The organism is Sphingomonas sp. TDK1, assembly GCF_001650735.1.
Taxonomy (GTDB): Bacteria; Pseudomonadota; Alphaproteobacteria; order Sphingomonadales; family Sphingomonadaceae; genus Sphingomonas.
The window spans coordinates 20140-35405 of sequence record NZ_LXVY01000029.1; the positions used below are offsets into that span (position 1 = coordinate 20140).

Here is a 15266-nt window from a genome sequence, read left to right on the forward strand (position 1 = left end):
TCGCGTAGCAGAAGTTGCCACGCAATACGGGTCAGGGCGGACGCTTACACTCACCTGATAGAGAACGCCAGCGAAACCGACCAATATCGCTAGGACAGATCCGATAGCCTGCGCCCAACCAGCATCACCCTTAGCGCCATCTGGGACGGCGTTAATTACATGCGAGCCCCAGAACGACAGTGCAAAAATTGCGATTGCCGACACGAGCAATGCCACTGCAAAGCCGAGGATTCGTAGCACGCCCATGTTGCCCCCCCACCAATAATGTAGCCGTGACAGCTAGGCCAGACGCGAACTTCTAAGGGTTCATACCTGTAGTGAAATTTCGCGATAGGACCAGTCTGTCAGTCCGCTTTCGGGATGCTGCGCCAGAACCCTGAAGGTCCGAAATTCGAGCGCGTTGCGGTCTGGCAGCTTCGTGCTCAGCGAACGGCAGGTTCGGGCCGTAGCTGCCGTTCAAAGCCCGATCCGCGAACAGCGCATTCTGGTCGGCAGCCGTCGGTGTCGAATCCCGCATTCTGGGTGGATAGCTGCCGTGACCGCTTTTGGTCAGCGGGAAGCGATAGCTGCCGTCCGAGCTGGGCAGCGTGACGACCGCTCACGACCATCACAAGCCGTTTCTATGAAAAGTTAGATTGTCGGCTTTTACCGCAATCTGCCATTCGCCGCGCTATTCTCGCGAGATTATCTGAGATCCTCTTTCTCCAACCCAGGGCCGATTGCTGACACGTCGAGCCCCAGATCCGGGCGGAGCGGCGTTAGGTTGCGAGCGATCGCAGCGCGCAGGCGTTCACGGCTCATTGGGCGCTGGTCTGGAAGCGCCGCGATCAGAATCTCCTCGACCCTAGTTACCCATGCGCGCTCGGTGCTGAGCATATCGCCATGGCGCAGTTCGTGCCGGCCGTGCAAAATCTCTAGCGCCCGCGATTGGATCTTCGGCGGCCAGCCGAGGACGCGCTCGACGAAGTATTCCGGCGGCAGGGCGGCGAGGACCGGCTGGTCCCAATATGGCGCCGAGCGCACATTGTTGACGACCATGTCGAGCAGAACGTCATCGGGTTCGTCTGGCAGTTGGCGCAGGAGCTCATGCGCGATCGAGAGGTATTTGGAGCGGCGCAGGCGTTGCGACGCCTCGCCATAGGCGTTCGCCAGGGTCCGGTATTCCGGTGTCGCCTCGTCGATCACCCGCGTCTGGAAGAAGGAGTTGTCGCGGTCGAAGGAGTTGCGGTCGATCTCGGCAACGTTGCCCGCCTCCTCAAGCGCGGCGATGTAGGTCATGCCCTCGTCGACGACCTGCTGGCGGTCGCGATCGATCAGCCCGAGCGTCGAGAACCACAGGCGGATCCCAAACAGGTGCATCAGCTCGCCCCGGTCCTTGACTGTTCGCGCGGCAAACACCTCCTCGACCTGCATGGCCACGGTATCGGCCTCGTCATCATCCTCGAAGAAGGTTAAGTGGGCGCGATGCCACAGCGGCTGCTCGCTCGGCTGGAGGAAATCGCTGCTCGCGTCGAGCCCGGCGCGGATCGCGTCGCCATCGACATCGCCGCGGAAGAGCATGCCCGCGATCACGCCCGTGGGCAGGACGATGTCGTCGAAGTCGATCTGCTTGTAGCGGGCGTCGATCTCGTCCGCCGCAGTCGTCTGGCCGGTCGCCTCCTTGCGGAAGATGCGGTGGAAGGTGCTGCCGACCAGCCGCGTCAGGTCGGCCTCGGTCATCTTGCCCGCGCGCCGCTCCATCGATACCGCCAGTACGCCCTTCAGCACCTTCGCCATGCTGGCCGGGGCGTCCCAGTGCCGCTGCTCGAAATGCCTGGACAGCTTCTCGAAGTCCCACATTGCGTGCTTCAGCGTGCGCAGGTTGCCGCGCCCGCCCTCAGCATGGACAGCGAGGACGACGTCGGCATGGGCCTCCAGGAAGCGGCGGGTCTGCTGGTCGCTGATTAGGGCCAGGAACGATGTGAACGCGGCCTCGGTCTCGGGCAGCACCTCCAGCGTCTGCCCGATCAACTTCTCTTTGACTTCCAGATAGGTGTCGTCGCCTTCCATCACCTTCGTCTCGTTCGCGACGATGATGGCCTTGAGCTTCTCGTGCTCGACATAGGAGTTGATGAAGCCGAGCACCTCGCCGACGGGGATGCGGCAGCGCTCCAGATCGTCGAAGACAAGCAGGCGGCCGCGCGGATCGTCCAGGCCGGTCCGCAGGTCGAGGTCGGGAATGGAGGGGCTGACTGTGCCGTCGTCCTTCCCGTCGCCGTTCAGGTCGATCTTGAACGCCCCCTTCAGCAACCCCTTGGTAACCGCACCGGCGAGCTTCATGCCTGGATGGGAGAGGATGGGGTGCAGCTGGCGGTAGAACTCCTCCTCGATCTGCGACACCGACGTCATGCCGTAGAGGCTGACGTAGAGCGGCTTGGCGCCCGTCCCGCCAAGGAACTTCTTGATGAGATGGGTCTTGCCCGAACCCCATGGTCCGCTGATCAGGACGGCATAGTCAAGCGGATGGGTGGGATCGACGTAATAGGCAAGGAATCGCTCGATCGCCGCGTTCACCACGCGCGAGTCGCGCTTCGCTTCTTCCGGTTCGTTGGTCGTGTCGCTCATGTCCAGGATATGGATATTGTGCGTCCGCACCGGAAGGTCGGCGAACACTTCGCAAGAACGATTCTGATATAAACGGAAACGGGGCGCTCGACCCGAAGGGAGCACCCCGTCTGCTAACAGTTCGCTGCTCTCCCGATTGAGCTACAGGCCCCCACTGGTGGACCCGACCGGGTTCGAACCGGCAACCTGCGAATTATTCCGCTAACTGATGAACCCTTCTACCGACATTCGACACCTGAGTCAATTACTATTTCATGTTCAATTTGAGAATTCGTTCGTTTCTCTAAACAGGTGGAGCATTGAATGCGTTTAACCAGTTCGGCGTGAGAAGATGATCCGAAGGAGTGTATATGCTGTTCTCGCAATCCTGAGTGGCGCCACCGACAAGTTGATGCACCCGCGGACGCAGGCCATCCATCAGTATCTTTCCGTGACTATGCTCAAACGCGACGGGCATTAGGCCGTTGGCGGGAAGGAAGCCGCCGACTGCCGGCGGATCTGCGGGCATGTTGCATTGAGCCCATTCGGGTTTCCCGCGCTTTCGCGGGCTGTCGTAGACCGTCGCGCGGATCTGGTCCCGCGCGGTGCGGGCCGCGGCGACGAGTTGGTCGCGTCTGAAGGCTGTGACGTCGGTGATCGCAGCGTCGACCAGCCCGGGCGCGAGCTGAGCGAACCTGGCTCCGAGGTGACCCGCCTGAGCGAACGAGTGCTCCACGTCGTTGAAAGGCGTGAACACCTCGGTCACGCGGGTGACGCCGTTCCGCTGGCGCTCGGCGGCGGCGGTCGCGATCTCGAAGTCCATCTCGGGCTGGGTGCGGAAGTCGCGGTCGCGGTGGAGGATGATCCGCGCGTCGGGCCGCATTTCGGTTATCATGCTGGCTAGCAGCCGGGCGGCCGGCAGGTTGCCGCAGCCGTTGTAGGAGATGACGGCGAGGTTCTGGGGCGCGCCGTTCGCGAGCGCCAGCGCCAGGACGGGCTTCGTCTTCTTGTCCTCGGTCATCAGGATGACGGGACGCCCGGGGTCGAAGGCGTCGGCGCCTGCCGACAACGCGCCGAGCGTCATCAGGATGGGGATCGCCGGCCGCTGCGCATCGTCGACGGGCACCTGGGCGCCGTCGCTCATCCAGACGACGGCGGCGTCGGCGTCATACATCAGCCGCTGGATCAATTGGGGTGAGTGGCTTGCGAACAGGATGCGCGTGTGGGTCTCAGCGGCGACGCCGCGCAGCGCTTCGTAGAGGCGTGACTGGCTGTCGGCGTGCAAATGGGCGTCAGGCTCGTCGAGCAGAAGGAGGGGCGGGGCGTAGAAGCAGGCGTAGGCGATAATCTGGATTACCTGGAGCATGCCGGTCGATGCCATGTCGAGCGTGACCCGGGAGTCGGTCGCCTCGACGTCGACCCGCACATAGCGGTCGCGCCTCGGATCGTGCGCCACGATGACGCGGGTGCCCGGATAGCAGCGGTCGAGCAGGGTGCAGAAGGTCTTCCACCTGCTATCGGGCAGCACGCCGATGTCGCGGTTATGGCTCCATGCGGCGCGCGCCATCTCGTCGAGGTCACGGGTGAACAGGTGGTCGAGCACGGTGCGGAGGTAGAGGTTCGCGTCGCCGTGCATGACGGCGGCGTCCATTGCGCCCTTCGTGCGCCACTCCTCGCGCATCGGAATGCCAGACAGGCCCGGGGTCAGGATTGAGAACGGCGTGTCGGGATCTGCGAGCACCGCTGCCAGGTCGTCGTCGCCGCTCCGGTTTATGGCTATGTTGGCGTTCTTGCCGCGCCGGACCTCGATCGTCAGTTCCTTGGCCGCGTCCGTGTGAAGGTCCACACCGGTGTAGGTGACGGAGTAGCCGAGCTTCTGGGTCGCTGGGTCGCCCCGGCGCAGGTCCAGCAGATGTTCGGTCGGACGGAAGAGGACGCTGTCGTTCGACACGGTGCCGGCGAAGTCGGGCGTGCCGTCGCCGCGGATTCCGCGAAGGGCGGCCTGTAGGATCGAGACGCCAAGCTGCGCTGCCTGGAGCGCGCTGGACTTGCCACTAGTGTTTCCCCCGACTAGCGCTGTGACGGGCTTCAGGTCGATGGTGAGCGCCTCGATCCGTTTGAAGTGTCTGATCGTGATCTGATCTAGCCGAATCCGCATGCATCCCCCAACCTACTGCGAGATTGGACCCTGTTTAGGCACCAATAGCAACGCTGGTTCTGACACCCGCGTGGCATCGCGGTTAACCGAGCTACGCGAGCAGAGATCGGATCGGACGGACCCTGCTTTCAAACGATGCTCCGGTTGCTGAATTTTGAACCGAACGCGGGTATTCTTGAATGACCGCTCGCGCCAAAAAGCGACATTTGCCACCATGGCCGTAAACGGCAGGTTTATCCCACTTTCGGCCCTTCCGCATTTGAACTGATTGCCGTTCGCGGCATCCGAATGCCGGCGTCCCAAGGCCGGAATGGCAGCGCATATTCCTCCGCCTCTCATCCACTCTTCCTGACGGTCCTGGGTGCGTTCAAAGCGGCAACCGCTCGGATTCGGACCGAGGCGTGCGCCCGCAACCGCAGGAGTCCGGAGAGGTATATTTGACGTATATTTGACAAGTTTGCTGCTGATCCAGCTAAGCCATTGAAAAATGGCGCACCCGACAGGATTCGAACCTGTGGCCTCTGCCTTCGGAGCAATGTAGCCGTCTCACCTCCGCCAAAGGCTAGGCGGGTTTCGACCTTCTGGCGTTGCCGTTGGCTTTCAAGCGGTCGAGATAATCTGACCAGTATTGCATCATCCGAACCCGCTCGTCCCAATGCTCGCCGCGGAGATATGCGCGGCGGACGTCATTGTTCTCCACGTGCGCGAGCTGCCGCTCGATCGCATCCGGGTGCCACTTCCTGCTCTCATTGAGGAGGCTGCTGGCCAGCGCGCGGAAGCCGTGGCCCGTCATCTGCGTCTTGTCGTACCCCAGCCGGCGTAGGGCGGCATTGATGGTGTTGTCGGAGATGGGGCGAGCGTCTGACCGGACGCTCGGGAACAGAAGTTTCGACCTGCCGCTCATCCCTCGAAGCTCCGCCAGAAGCGAAAGCACCTGTTTGGAAAGGGGGACCCGATGCGGGCGGCCCATCTTCATTTTTTCGCCGGGGATGGTCCAGACCTTTGCTGAAAGGTCGAACTCCGTCCACTCTGCAGCGCGTAGTTCGCCCGGACGCACAAAAACGTGTGGGGCGATCCTAAGCGCCAAGGCAACCGATGGCTGGCCCTCGTACCCGTCTATGGCGCGCAAGAGCGCGCCGACCTTGTCGGGCTCGATGATTGCGGCATGATGCTTGACCTTGGGCGTGATCAGGGCGCCCTGAAGATCGGCGGTCACATCTCTCTGCGCCCGTCCGGTGGCGATCGCGTAGCGAATGACGCTGCTACAGGTGCTGCGGAGACGTCGTGCCGTCTCATAGCGGCCCCGAACCTCCACGGTCCTCAATACGGTGAGCAGTTCGGGCGCGCTGATGTCGCCGATCGGCCGAGTGCCGATCAGCGGGTTGGCGAAACCGATCAGCCACCGCAGCTTCTCAAGGGTCTTCGCCGCTCGCCCCTCCGCCTCGATCTTCTTCAGCCATTCGTCGGCGACGGTGGTGAACGTATCTCCGGCCGAAATGCTGCCGACGCCGCGAGTCAGCTTGCCGTAGGAGGAGGGATTGATGCCCTTCTCGAGCAGCTTCCGAGCATTCTCCCGGCGCTCACGCGCCTCCTTGAGGGATACGTCCGGGTAGACGCCCAGGGCGACGGTGCCGCGTTTGCCGTCATGTCGATAGTCCCACCGCCAGTACCGACCACCGCTAGGCTGCACGAGGAGGTACATGCCGTGCATGTCCTGAGTCTTGAACGCTTTGTCGCGCGGTTTGATTCGACGGACGGCTGCATCGGTGAGCATGACGGTATCTCCTCCGCTGGCGCAGTGCTGATACCGTCAAATATACCGTCAGGTGCCGCGGGTTCCAATGGATCGATCCGGATTTGGGTGGATCAGATACCGTCAAAAACCACGCAAAACTGCGGATTTTTGGACGTTCTTGGATCTGTGCGGGAAGGTGGATGGTGCCCGGGGACGGAGTCGAACCGCCGACACTGCGATTTTCAGTCGCATGCTCTACCAACTGAGCTACCCGGGCACACCGGCGGAGCCGCCGGGGAGCGCGCCTGTTAGTCGGGGAATTCGTGGCTGTCCAGCCCCGATTGCACATTTGTTTGTGCCGGCTCGCCAGGGACGCGATAGCCCTCGCCCAGCCATTGCAGCAGGTCGCGATCCTTGCAGCCGCGGCTGCAGAAGGGCTTGAACTCGGCGGTGCTGGGCTTGCCGCAGATCGGGCAGGCGTCGCGGGGCATGCGGGTCACTCCTTGGGGGTCACGAACTGGACCGCGCCGCCCATGCGACGGGCGAGGGTCTCGGTCCAGTCGGGCTCGCGCGCCAGGCGGCGGGCGATTCGGCTGTCTACCATGTGGGTGGCCGGCACCGGCGGGGGAAGGCGTTCCAGCCGGCGCAGCTCGGCGCGCGTCGCCGCGCCCACCGGATCGGCGTGGAGCAGCTCGGGCAGCGAGGGGCGAGTGCGGCGGCGGACGATCTGGAGGAATCCGAAGCCGTTCACCGCGGTACGCTCGAAGGGCTGGGGCAGCGCGGCGTCGATCGCCTCGGCCACGGCATTGCGGGCGCCCTTGCTGCTCAGTGTCGGGAAATCGATGCCGATCGAGCCGCCGATGCCGAACCGCTCGATCGCGCGGGCGACGGCATGCGCGGCGGCGATCGCGAGGGGTTCGAGCGGGCCGCTGCCGTCGACGTCGAACAAGGTCATGGCGGGGGTGGGGGACATGCGCAGCGCGCCGCCGGGAAAGGCGATCTCGCCGCTATAGGCCTCGTCGAGCAGTTCGGACCAGCCCGCCTCTTCCAGCGCGTCCGCCTCGTGCGGGCGCAGCAGGCGGACCGGATGGTCGCTGGCGGTAATGCGGGCGAGCAGGTCCGGGCCGTCGCCCACGGGGGCCTCGGCGGGCGCGGGGACGGCCTTGGGGAGCTTGGCGCGGCCGGGCTCGGGGATCGCCTCGCGGACGATCTTCACCTTCAGCGGCGCGCCCTGGGTGATGCCCTTGGGGAGGGGATCGCACAGCGCCTCGCCGCCCTGGTCGAGCGTCACCTTGCCGGTGGATTTGTCGGTGAGCCGTGCCGTGCAGATCGCACCGACCTGGGGGCGGGTGCCCGAAAGCTCGATTCGCGCCTTCCAGATGACCCCGCGCGCGACGAGGGCGGCGCGGTTCTCGCCGATCCCCGCCTCGTACAGCCACTCAGCCAAGGGGATAGCCGGCGCCGGCCAGCAGCGCGCGGGCCTCGAACACCGGCAGGCCGACCACGCCCGAATGGCTGCCGGAGAGGAAGCGCACGAACGCCTCGGCCTTGCCCTGGATGGCATAGCCGCCCGCCTTGCCCATGCCTTCGCCGCTGGCGACATACCAGTCGATATCGGCGTCGCTGAGGCGCTTGAAGGCGACCACGGTGTCGGAGACGCGGGTGCGGGCCTTGCCGTCCGGGCCGATCACGCAGAGCGCGGAGAGGCAGTGGTGGCGGCGGCCGGAAAGCAGCGCCAGCATGCGGCGCAGATCGGCCTCGTCCTCAGGCTTGCCGAGGATGCGGCGGCCGACTGCGATGGTGGTGTCGCCGGCAAGGACGATCTCGTCCGCGGCACGCGTCACCGCATGCGCCTTGGCGGTGGCGACGCGCAGCACATAGGGTCGCGGCAACTCGCCGGGGCGGACATCCTCGTCCACATCGGGCGCGGCAACGCGATCGGGCGCGGCGCCGATCCGGGTGAGCAGATCGAGCCGTCGCGGCGAAGTGGAAGCGAGCACGAGCCGCATGGGCGGCACCCGCTTACTTGAAGCGGTAGGTGATGCGGCCCTTGGTCAGGTCGTACGGGGTCAGCTCGACGAGCACCTCGTCGCCGACCAGCACGCGGATGCGATTCTTGCGCATCTTGCCGGCGGTGTGGCCGAGAATTTCATGATCGTTCTCAAGCCGGACGCGGAACATGGCGTTGGGGAGAAGCTCCACAACCTGTCCACGCATTTCAAGCAGTTCTTCTTTGGCCAAAAAATGCCTCTCAGGGATTAGCGCGCGTAAAAGTGCGTCGCCCTTACAGCGCTGGAAGGAAAAAGGGAAGGTGGCGCGGCACGGGCGCGCGTCTTCCTTCGGGATGTGGGGCATTGGGAGGGGGAAGGCAAGGGAGGCACAAATCTCCCCTCCCGCAAGCGGGAGGGGGATTTCAGGTCAGTGCGCGCCGCCGCCAGCGAGCGCGGCGAGCAGCAGCAGCGCGACGATGTTGGTGATCTTGATCATCGGGTTCACCGCCGGGCCCGCCGTGTCCTTGTACGGATCGCCCACCGTGTCGCCGGTGACCGCGGCCTTGTGGGCGTCGCTGCCCTTGCCGCCGTAATTGCCGTCCTCGATATATTTCTTCGCATTGTCCCAGGCGCCGCCGCCGCTGGTCATCGAGATGGCGACGAACAGCCCGGAGACGATCACGCCGAGCAGCATTGCGCCCACCGTGGCGAAGCCCTGTTCCTTGCCCGCCACCGCGGCGATCAGGAAATAGACGAGGATCGGGCTCAGCACCGGCAGCAGCGAGGGGACGATCATCTCGCGGATCGCCGCCTTGGTGACGATGTCGACGGTGCGGGCATAATTGGGCCGGCTGGTGCCCGCCATGATGCCAGGATTGTCGCGGAACTGCGCGCGGACATCCTCCACCACCGATCCTGCCGCACGGCCGACCGCGGTCATGCCGAACGCGCCGAACAGATAGGGGAGCAGCGCGCCGAGCAGCAGCCCCACGATGATGTACGGGTTGGAGAGCGAGAAATTGACCGGCGCGGTCAGCCCCAGTGCGTCGTGATAATGGTCGAGATCGGTGGTGTAGGCGCCGAACAGCACCAGTGCCGCCAGCGCCGCCGAGCCGATCGCATAACCCTTGGTCACCGCCTTGGTGGTGTTGCCTACCGCGTCGAGCGCGTCGGTCTTGTGGCGGACCTCGTCTTCGAGCCCTGCCATTTCGGCGATGCCGCCGGCATTGTCGGTCACCGGGCCGTAGGCGTCGAGCGCGACCACCATGCCGGCCAGCGCGAGCAGCGAGGTCGCCGCGAAGGCCACGCCGAGGATGCCGGCGATCTGATAGGTGGCGATCACCGCGATAACGATCACCAGCGTCGGCAGCGCGGTCGATTCGAGGCTGATCGCGAGGCCCTGGATGACGTTGGTGCCGTGGCCGGTGACCGAGGCCTTGGCGATCGACTTGACCGGGCGGAAGTTGGTGCCGGTGTAATATTCGGTGATCCACACCAGCAGGCCGGTGACGACCAGGCCGATCATCATGCACCAGAACAGGCCCATGCCGGTGACGTTCGGCATCGCCGCCGCGGCGGCAACGGCGTCGGCCGAGAGCGCACTGCCGTCAAGCAGTGCGGAGGGCTCGCCGAGCGACGAAATCGAGTCCTGCATCCGGCCACCCAGCACATAATGGGTGGCGCCGTAGATCGCCGGGACCGACAGGATCACCGTGGTCCAGAAGCCCTTGTAGAGCGCGCCCATGATCGACTGGTTGGCGCCCAGGCGGACCATATAGGTGCCGAGGATCGAGGTGATGATGCACACGCCGCCGACCAGCAGCGGCAGCGCCATCAGCCGGGTGAGCAGCGCCGTATCGACGCCGCGCATCAACAGCGCGATCGTCACCATGGTGAGGCCGAGCGTCACCACATAGGTCTCGAACAGATCGGCGGCCATGCCGGCGCAGTCGCCGACATTGTCGCCGACATTGTCGGCGATCACGGCGGGGTTGCGGGGATCGTCCTCGGGAATGCCGGCTTCCACCTTGCCGACCAGATCGGCGCCGACGTCCGCGGCCTTGGTGAAGATGCCGCCGCCCAGCCGCGCGAAGATCGAGATCAGCGAGGCGCCGAAGGCGAGCGTGGAAAGGGTGAGCACGACGATGCGATCGCCCGGCGCACGGTGCGCCACCTCCACCAGATACCAGAACAGCACGGCGATCGAGAGCAGCCCCAGGCCTGCCACCAGCATGCCGGTGATCGCGCCGGAGCGGAAGGCGAGGGTGAGCCCGCCCTGCAGGCTGCCGCGCGCCGCCTCGGCCGTGCGCACATTGGCGCGCACCGAGATGTTCATGCCGACGAAGCCGGCCACGCCGGACAGGATCGCGCCGATCAGGAAGCCGAGGGTGGGGATCAAGCCCAGCGTAAGGAACAGCACGAGTCCGACCACGACGCCGACCACGGCGATGGCGGTATATTGCCGCGTCAGATAGGCCTTGGCGCCTTCCTGGATGGCGGCGGCGATATCCTGCATCTTGGCGTTGCCGGCCGGCGCACGCAGCACCTGCTGGCTGGTGATAAAGCCATAGGCCACGGCGATCAGGCCGCAGACGATGGCGAAATAGACGATCGTCATAGAGTGACATCCTCCCCTGCTATTGCGGGTTGCGGCGCTCGCCGGGTCTGTCCAGTCTCGTCCGCAAGGCGGGAGGGTATAGCAATAAGGGGTTAGCGCAAGGCGATTGGGCAGGGGGACCCACCCGGCGCGATGGCTACCACCCTGCCGCCGCCAGCAGGCGGGGCGGGGGATGGGAAGCGCGGAGCCTACCGGGCGCCCGCGATGATCCGTCGCACGCCCTCCAGCACCATGCCGTAGACGAGGTGCGAGGCCGCGCCATAGGCATGAATCGAGGCCGGCGTTTCGGCCGGCCCGCTGCCGAGCCCCAGCGCCGGCACCGCGCCCTCGTCAAGCAGCGCGGACGTGACCACGCCATAGGCGCCGCCGAAGCCCGATGCCGCTTCGGGCCGGTATTCGGTGATCAGGCCATAAATGCCGCCGAGCACGCCGCCGACGATATAATGCACGGCCTGGCCAGAGGCTTCGCGATACGGCTCCGGCACCTTGTCACCGGTTGTCGCCTCGACCACCATGTCCGCTGCCTTCACCGTCGCGGGATCGCCGTTGCTCTGGTCTTCCTTCGGGATCAGCTTGCTCGCCTGGTTCTGGAAGGCGGCCATCGCAGCCGATGCGACCAGGCCGGCGGTAACGCCTGCGAGAAGGCCAATCAGGGGGCGGGGATTCGATGCCATTCGAATTGCTCCAAAAGGGATGCGGCGGGGCGCCGTATCGGAGAAAGGATGCGCCCCGCCGGTTGGGTCAGTAGCGGACGCGCTCCGCCTGCACCTGATCCCTGGCAAGGAACGCCTGGACACTCTCGGTACCGGCAAGATGGCCAGCACCTACCGCCAAGAACACCGTTCCCGGCATTTGGAGCCGTGCCTCGATCCATTTCGCCCAGCGCGCATTGCGATCGGTCAGCAGAATCTTCGCCAGCTCGGGCGTGTCCCGCATGCCTTCGTTCATCGTGGCGCCCAGTGCCTCGGGATCGCCTGCGGACCATTGGTCGATCATCTTGCCGAGTTCAGTACCGAGCTTCGGATAATCCTCCACTGCCGAGCCCAGGAAGGCGAGCTGCAGCGCCGGCGACATGCCCGAGAAATAACCGAGCTGCTGCTCGGCAGTTTCCAGGCCCACGATCGGCTTGCCCGAGGCCTTGGCGGCAGCGGTCAGCACCTTTTCCGCGCCGCTGGCCGGATCATAGCCGAGCTTCGGAAGCCCTGCGACGCTGAGCGTGATTCCCGCGACCCACGGCTGGAGCATGTCGAAGGCGGCAGGGGGGACGCCGATGTCCGCCATTGCCTTCAGATACGCATCGCGCTTGTCGGCGGGAAGTTGCTCGGCAATGGGTTTGGATCCGGCCGGGGCCATCGCCGTCTTGACCAGCAGCCCCTGCATCGCGGCAGGATCCGGCTCGATCAGTTCCAGCACCAGCGTGTCGCTCTTGTCGAATGCGGCCTTGACCGCCGAATCGAACCAGCTGAGGCCGGGCTTGAGCACATGGACAGTGCCGAAAAGATAGATGGTGGTGTCCGCGTCCTTCACTACCCACAGCGCCGGATCCGCGGGGCGGCTCTGCACGGCGGGTGCGGTGGCCGGGGCGGCCTGGCACCAGGCCGGCGGGCTGAACAGCAGCGCCAGTGGCGCGGCAGCAACGGCGAACAGCGACTTCAACTTCACGCCGGAAACTCCCCCGAATGGACCCGCGCGGCCCCGCGCCGCGCAGGTGTGGTATTCCTATATCACGCTTTCAGTCGCGCCGCATGCCACGCGACATGCTCGGCGAGGAAGGTGGAAACGAAATAATAGCTGTGGTCATAGCCCGGCTGGAGCCGCAGCGTCAGCGGGATGCCGGCGGCGGCGCAGGCATCGGCGAGCAGCTGCGGGCGCAGCTGGTCGTCAAGGAAGCTGTCGGCATCGCCCTGGTCGACCAGGAGATCGGGCAGGCGCGCGCCGTCTTCAATCAGCGCGACCGCGTCATGGGTGCGCCAGGCCGCAGGGTTGTCGCCCAGATAGCCGCCAAGCGCCTTCTGCCCCCAGGCGACCTGGGAAGGCGCGACGATCGGCGCGAAGGCGGAGACGCTGCGGAAACGCTCGGGATTGCGTAAGGCGATGGTGAGCGCGCCGTGGCCGCCCATCGAATGGCCGGTAATGCCCTGTCGCGTCAGGTCGGCCATGTGGAACTCGGTTGCGAGCAGCGTGGGCAACTCGTCCTCGATATAGCTGCGCATGTGGAAATGCTCAGCCCAAGGCGTCTGGGTGGCATCGACGTAAAAGCCGGCGCCCTGGCCGAAGTCATATTCCGGCACATCGATCACGCCTTCGCCGCGCGGGGACGTATCCGGCGCGACGAAGATCACCCCGGCCTCGGCGCAGGCGCGGCGATACGCGCCCTTTTCGGTGACATTGGCATGGGTGCAGGTGAGGCCGGAGAGGTACCAGAGCACCGGCAGCTTCGCATCCTCGGCATGCGGCGGCACATAGACCGAGAAGGTCATGGGCGTGCCCGTCGCGGTGGAGGCGTGGCGATACACGCCCTGCATACCGCCATGCGCCTTGTGCGCCGACAGCGTCTCCATCAGCTGCGGACCGGGTGCACGGCGCAGAGCTTGTTGCCCGCCGGATCGCGCAGATAGGCGAGGTAGAGCTTGCGGCCGCCGGTCGCCTCGCGGATGCCGGGGGGATCCTCGATCGCGGTACCGCCATGCGCCAGGCCCGTTGCCTGCCAGGCATCGACCATTTCGGGGCTCTTCGCATGGAAGCCGATGGTGCTGCCATTGGCGCAGCTGGCCGGCTGGCCGTTGATCGGACGGGTGATCATCAGGCGGCCGCCTTCATAGGCATAATGCACGCGCCCGCGCTCATCCACCACGCCGGCGGGCACGCCGAGCACGGTCAGCGTCGCGTCGTAAAAGGCCTTTGCGGCGTCGATATCATCGGCGCCGAGCATCACATGGGTGAACATGGTCCCGTCTCCTCAGTACACGACGACGCTGCGGATGCTCTCGCCGGCGTGCATCAGGTCGAAGCCCTTGTTGATTTCTTCGAGCGACAGGACATGGGTGATCATCGGATCGATCGCGATCTTGCCTTCCATGTACCAGTCGACGATCTTCGGCACGTCGGTCCGGCCCTTGGCGCCGCCGAACGCGGTGCCGCGCCAGTTGCGCCCGGTCACCAGCTGAAAGGGCCGCGTCGAAATCTCCTTGCCCGCCTCGGCCACGCCGATGATGATCGATGTGCCCCAGCCGCGATGGCAGGCTTCGAGCGCGGTGCGCATCACCTCGGTGTTGCCGGTCGCGTCGAAGCTATAGTCGGCGCCGCCGTCGGTCAGTTCCAGCAGCTTGGCGATCGTCTCCTCGCGCGAAAGGCCCTTGGAGTTGAGGAAGTGGGTCATGCCGAACTGCCGGCCCCAGGCCTCGCGCTCCGGGTTGATGTCGACGCCGATGATGCGGCCGGCACCGGCCAGCTTCGCGCCCTGGATGACGTTGAGGCCGATGCCGCCCAGGCCGAACACGACGACATTCTCGCCCACCTGCACCTTGGCGGTGTTGACCACCGCACCGACGCCGGTGGTGACGCCGCAGCCGATATAGCAGCTGGTCTGGAACGGCGCGTCCTCGCGGATCTTCGCCACTGCGATCTCGGGCAGCACGGTGAAGTTCGAAAAGGTCGAGCAGCCCATATAATGGAAGATCGGCTGGCCCTTGTAGCTGAACCGGGTCGTGCCGTCGGGCATCAGCCCCTTGCCCTGGGTGGCGCGGATCGCGGTGCACAGGTTGGTCTTGCCGCTGAGGCACGACTTACACTGGCGGCATTCCGGCGTGTAGAGCGGGATGACGTGATCGCCGGGCTTCACGCTGGTCACGCCGGCGCCCACCTCGCGGACGATGCCGGCGCCTTCATGGCCGAGTACCGAGGGGAAGATGCCTTCGCTGTCGAACCCGTCGAGCGTGTAGGCATCGGTATGGCAGATGCCGGTCGCCATGATCTCGACCAGCACTTCGCCGGGCTTCGGTCCCTCCAGATCGAGTTCGACGATCTCCAGCGGCTTCTTGGCTTCGAAGGCGACGGCGGCGCGAGTCTTCATGGCCGGTTCTCCTGTAGGGCTTGGTCGGCCCGCCTGATCCTTCAATCGGTGGCGGCTTGCAACCCGTTGCGGTTCGTTTCGTTGGCGGCGGGACCATACCCAAGTCCAGT

13 protein-coding genes and 2 tRNA genes are annotated in these 15266 nt (G+C 65.3%); all 15 read right to left on the bottom strand.

Annotation, left to right across the window (positions count from 1 at the left end):
- Nucleotides 1-684 precede the first annotated feature (684 nt).
- The gene (locus tag A7X12_RS15750) at nucleotides 685-2556 is read right to left on the bottom strand and encodes a P-loop NTPase fold protein (RefSeq protein ID WP_232318540.1); all 1872 of its coding nucleotides are present in this window, start codon (nucleotides 2554-2556) and stop codon (nucleotides 685-687) included.
- A gap of 203 nt (nucleotides 2557-2759) precedes the next feature.
- Nucleotides 2760-2826, bottom strand: a tRNA-OTHER gene (locus A7X12_RS25655).
- Nucleotides 2827-2887: 61 nt separating this feature from the next.
- Nucleotides 2888-4741 (bottom strand): AAA family ATPase, encoded by a 1854-nt coding sequence (locus tag A7X12_RS15755; protein WP_064312494.1) that lies wholly within the window; start codon nucleotides 4739-4741, stop codon nucleotides 2888-2890.
- Between the two features lie 562 nt (nucleotides 4742-5303).
- On the bottom strand, nucleotides 5304-6515 hold the full coding sequence (locus tag A7X12_RS15760; protein ID WP_064312495.1) for a tyrosine-type recombinase/integrase: 1212 nt from the start codon (nucleotides 6513-6515) through the stop codon (nucleotides 5304-5306).
- 162 nt (nucleotides 6516-6677) lie between these two features.
- A tRNA-Phe gene (locus tag A7X12_RS15765) sits at nucleotides 6678-6753 on the bottom strand.
- A 31-nt stretch (nucleotides 6754-6784) separates the two neighbouring features.
- Nucleotides 6785-6967, bottom strand: coding sequence for a DNA gyrase inhibitor YacG (locus tag A7X12_RS15770; RefSeq protein ID WP_064312577.1), 183 nt, complete (start codon nucleotides 6965-6967; stop codon nucleotides 6785-6787).
- Nucleotides 6968-6972: 5 nt separating this feature from the next.
- Nucleotides 6973-7923, bottom strand: coding sequence for a hypothetical protein (locus tag A7X12_RS15775; protein ID WP_064312496.1), 951 nt, complete (start codon nucleotides 7921-7923; stop codon nucleotides 6973-6975).
- Nucleotides 7916-8485 carry a Maf family protein gene (locus A7X12_RS15780; RefSeq protein ID WP_064312497.1) on the bottom strand — a complete coding sequence of 190 codons (570 nt, stop codon included), beginning with the start codon at nucleotides 8483-8485 and terminating at the stop codon, nucleotides 7916-7918. The genes A7X12_RS15775 and A7X12_RS15780 overlap by 8 nt, the downstream gene beginning before the upstream one ends.
- A 13-nt stretch (nucleotides 8486-8498) precedes the next feature.
- The gene (gene infA, locus A7X12_RS15785) at nucleotides 8499-8717 is read right to left on the bottom strand and encodes a translation initiation factor IF-1 (protein ID WP_003049127.1); all 219 of its coding nucleotides are present in this window, start codon (nucleotides 8715-8717) and stop codon (nucleotides 8499-8501) included.
- A 177-nt stretch (nucleotides 8718-8894) separates the two neighbouring features.
- Nucleotides 8895-11084 (bottom strand): sodium-translocating pyrophosphatase, encoded by a 2190-nt coding sequence (locus tag A7X12_RS15790; RefSeq protein ID WP_064312498.1) that lies wholly within the window; start codon nucleotides 11082-11084, stop codon nucleotides 8895-8897.
- A 188-nt stretch (nucleotides 11085-11272) separates the two neighbouring features.
- A complete protein-coding gene (locus tag A7X12_RS15795) occupies nucleotides 11273-11758 on the bottom strand; it encodes a DUF1440 domain-containing protein (RefSeq protein WP_084445565.1) in 486 nt (161 codons plus the stop codon).
- A 67-nt stretch (nucleotides 11759-11825) separates the two neighbouring features.
- The gene (locus A7X12_RS15800; protein WP_064312499.1) at nucleotides 11826-12746 is read right to left on the bottom strand and encodes a TraB/GumN family protein; all 921 of its coding nucleotides are present in this window, start codon (nucleotides 12744-12746) and stop codon (nucleotides 11826-11828) included.
- A 62-nt stretch (nucleotides 12747-12808) separates the two neighbouring features.
- Entirely contained in the window at nucleotides 12809-13645 is an 837-nt protein-coding gene (gene fghA / locus A7X12_RS15805; RefSeq protein WP_064312500.1) for an S-formylglutathione hydrolase, read from the bottom strand.
- Complete coding sequence (locus tag A7X12_RS15810) at nucleotides 13645-14031, bottom strand: VOC family protein (RefSeq protein ID WP_064312501.1); 387 nt, start codon at nucleotides 14029-14031, stop codon at nucleotides 13645-13647. The genes fghA and A7X12_RS15810 overlap by 1 nt, the downstream gene beginning before the upstream one ends.
- Before the next feature lie 12 nt (nucleotides 14032-14043).
- A complete protein-coding gene (locus A7X12_RS15815) occupies nucleotides 14044-15156 on the bottom strand; it encodes an S-(hydroxymethyl)glutathione dehydrogenase/class III alcohol dehydrogenase (RefSeq protein WP_064312502.1) in 1113 nt (370 codons plus the stop codon).
- Between the last annotated feature and the right edge of the window lie 110 nt (nucleotides 15157-15266).

What these genes read in the sequence shown, in the direction of transcription:
- A7X12_RS15780 (WP_064312497.1), bottom strand. Translation starts at nt 8,485, where the DNA reads ATGCGGCTCGTGCTCGCTTCCACTTCGCCGCGACGGCTCGATCTGCTC.
- fghA (WP_064312500.1), bottom strand. Translation starts at nt 13,645, where the DNA reads ATGGAGACGCTGTCGGCGCACAAGGCGCATGGCGGTATGCAGGGCGTG.
- A7X12_RS15770 (WP_064312577.1), bottom strand. Translation starts at nt 6,967, where the DNA reads ATGCCCCGCGACGCCTGCCCGATCTGCGGCAAGCCCAGCACCGCCGAG.
- A7X12_RS15760 (WP_064312495.1), bottom strand. Translation starts at nt 6,515, where the DNA reads ATGCTCACCGATGCAGCCGTCCGTCGAATCAAACCGCGCGACAAAGCG.
- A7X12_RS15810 (WP_064312501.1), bottom strand. Translation starts at nt 14,031, where the DNA reads ATGTTCACCCATGTGATGCTCGGCGCCGATGATATCGACGCCGCAAAG.
- A7X12_RS15755 (WP_064312494.1), bottom strand. Translation starts at nt 4,741, where the DNA reads ATGCGGATTCGGCTAGATCAGATCACGATCAGACACTTCAAACGGATC.
- A7X12_RS15795 (WP_084445565.1), bottom strand. Translation starts at nt 11,758, where the DNA reads ATGGCATCGAATCCCCGCCCCCTGATTGGCCTTCTCGCAGGCGTTACC.
- A7X12_RS15815 (WP_064312502.1), bottom strand. Translation starts at nt 15,156, where the DNA reads ATGAAGACTCGCGCCGCCGTCGCCTTCGAAGCCAAGAAGCCGCTGGAG.
- A7X12_RS15790 (WP_064312498.1), bottom strand. Translation starts at nt 11,084, where the DNA reads ATGACGATCGTCTATTTCGCCATCGTCTGCGGCCTGATCGCCGTGGCC.